2 protein-coding genes are annotated in these 2,065 nt (G+C 61.4%); one reads left to right on the top strand and one right to left on the bottom strand.

What is annotated here, in order from left to right; translation table 11 throughout:
• The coding region (locus tag EOA28_RS33790) for an extracellular solute-binding protein (RefSeq protein ID WP_148671035.1) at window positions 1-1,236 on the bottom strand (1,236 nt) is incomplete at its 3' end.
• Between the two features lie 295 nt (window positions 1,237-1,531).
• Between EOA28_RS33790 and EOA28_RS33785 the strand changes: the two genes are divergently transcribed.
• A partial coding sequence (locus EOA28_RS33785) for an invasion associated locus B family protein (protein WP_148671034.1) occupies window positions 1,532-2,065 on the top strand: 534 nt, incomplete at its 3' end.

The following is a 2,065-nucleotide window of genomic DNA, read 5'->3' as shown; positions in this document are numbered from 1 at the left end:
ATCCTGGCCCGAACCATCCGTCACGGGCGGCCGCCAGGTGCCGTCCATGACATCGGCAGGCACACGGCCGGGGTAGGGGGCAAGCAGCGCCTTTTCGCGATCGTCGGCCGGATGGCCGAGCGCGGACAGCTCGGAATTCTGCCAATAGCTCATGGTGCGGTTGAACTTGCCGCCGAACAGGTTCTTGTTCGCCCATTCGAAGTCGTAGAGCATGCCAAGCGCGCGGCGGACCACGGGATCAGCAAACTTGGGCAGCCGCGTGTTGAACAGGAAGCCGGTCACCACCGGGGGGATGCCGGTGTTGAAATACTCCTCCTTTACATCGCCCTTTCGGAATGCCGGAAGGTCGATGTCGCGCTCACGCTTGACCGGATCGGTCTCGTCATCAAGGGCGCAGATGCCTTTCTTGAACGCCTCCGTCTTGGCATTGGCGTTGAGAAAATACTCGATGGTGACCTGGTCGAAATTGTCGAAGCCGCGCTTGGAAGGGACGTCCTTGCCCCAATAATCCGGATTGCGCTTGAAGACGATGCGCTGCCCGGGCAACACCTTGTCCACGATGTAGGGGCCGCTGCCGATCAGCGGCTTCAGCGTCGTCTTGTCGAACGTCTCCTTGTCGAAGGCGTGCTTCGGGACGATCGGCGTCAGCGCGACGATCAGCGGGAATTCGCGATTGGCCTTGTCGTTGAAGGTGAATTTCACGCTGTGCTCGCCGGTCTTCTCCAGCTTGGCGATCATGCTCATGCGGTCGCTATAGGGCGGGCGGCCCTTGTCCTTGAAAACGTCGTAGGTGAACAGCACGTCCTCCGGCGTCACCGGCTGGCCGTCCGACCATTTTGCATTGGGATTGAGGTGGAACTCGATCGACTTGCGCTCCTGATCCATGTCGGCGCTCCCGGCAAGCAGGCCGTAGAGGCTGAAAGGCTCGTTGTAGTTGCGCTGCATCAGCGGCTCGAAGACGAGATTGCCGTAGACGGTATCGATCATGCCGCGCGCGGTGGTACGCAGGCTCTTCAGGATGAAGGGGTTGAGGTTGTCGAAGGAGCCGACGACGCAATAGGTGACGCTTCCGCCTTTCGGCGCGTCCGGATTGACGTAGTCGAAATGCTTGTAATCGGGCGGCAGCGCCGGCTCACCCTGCATGGCAATGCCGTGCTTCGGCTCCGATTGCGCCGGAAGGAGCGAAAGAGCCAGAAACGAGGTCGCGGCGATCAGTTGGACGAGAACGCGGTCCATGACCGTCTCCTTGCCGGGCGGCTTTGTGATTCGCCATGCACCGTAGAGCATTTCGCCATCTGATTGAATCGGCGCGCCAACGGGAATCGGGTTCAGCCGCTCCATCGCCGATCTAGCTCGCTCCTGGGGATGCGAAACCACCAAGAAATCGCGGAAACCGGGCTGGATTCGACGCCGCTGGCAGTGTAACACGCGCTCCGAAGTCATCCTGTTGCCTCATTTGGGCAACAGGTAGCTGGACCGCACGGCACGAAAAAGCCGGTCCCCGGGATCATTTGAGAGGAAAGTGCACCATATGACGATCAACGCGTACCGCCTTTCGGTGCTGGCCGCAGGCGTGGTCGGCGTTCTGGGCGCCGGGCTTTTCACTGCCTCGGCCCAACAGCAGCCGCAGATTCCTCAGGGCTGGTTCAAGGCCTGCACCAAGCAGGCAGACGTCGACATCTGCAATGTGCAGAACATCGTCACCGCCGGCAATGGCCAGCTCGTCACCGGCGTCAGCCTGATCGAGCTCAAGGGCAAGGTGAACCGCAAGGTCTTCCAGGTCACGGTCCCGACCGGCCGCCTCGTGCCTCCCGGCATCGGCCTGCAGATCGATGGCGGCAAAGCGCAGAAGCTTGACTATGTGATCTGCTTCCCGGACCGCTGCGTCGCCGAAGTGCCGCTGACGGACCAACTCGTGGCGTCTTTCAAGAAGGGTCAGGCCATTTCGCTGACCTCGATCAACTTCCAGAACCAGCCGAACCCCATCAAGATCGCGCTCACCGGCTTCAGCGGCGCTTATGACGGCCCGCCGCTGCAGCAGTCGGACATCGAGGACCGGCAGAAG

The sequence above is a fragment of the Mesorhizobium sp. M2A.F.Ca.ET.067.02.1.1 genome, from assembly GCF_004023285.1.
Classification (GTDB): domain Bacteria; phylum Pseudomonadota; class Alphaproteobacteria; order Rhizobiales; family Rhizobiaceae; genus Mesorhizobium.
Note: the sequence above shows the minus strand (reverse complement) of the source record. Positions and strands in the feature narration are given on the sequence as shown.